Raw genomic sequence first — 316 nt, forward strand, 5'->3', positions numbered from 1 at the left:
TGTCATTGCCATTGGCGTGAGAGACACCGGTGAGCGTGAAGTGCTGGGATTTGACATTGGCACAAGCGAAGACGGCTCATTTTGGCTCACGTTCATCCGAAGCCTGGTCGCACGTGGACTGCGAGGCGTGCAGTTGGCGATTAGCGATGCACATGAGGGACTTCGCAGTGCGATTGGATCTGCGTTGACCGGAGCCACGTGGCAGCGCTGCCGCGTCCACACAATGCGCAATATTCTTAGCCAGGTGCCCAGAGCGTCACAGGCGATGGTTTCATCCATTGTCCGAACGATCTTTGCTCAACCGACGCAGGAAGCT

Annotated in this window: 1 protein-coding gene; it reads left to right on the forward strand. The window is 57.0% G+C overall.

Going from position 1 to position 316, the window contains the following annotated elements:
- Window positions 1-316 (forward strand): transposase (locus J3482_RS20390; protein ID WP_206923115.1); only part of this gene is annotated, 316 nt, incomplete at both ends.

The organism is Alicyclobacillus suci, assembly GCF_017329615.1.
Taxonomy (GTDB): domain Bacteria; phylum Bacillota; class Bacilli; order Alicyclobacillales; family Alicyclobacillaceae; genus Alicyclobacillus; species Alicyclobacillus suci.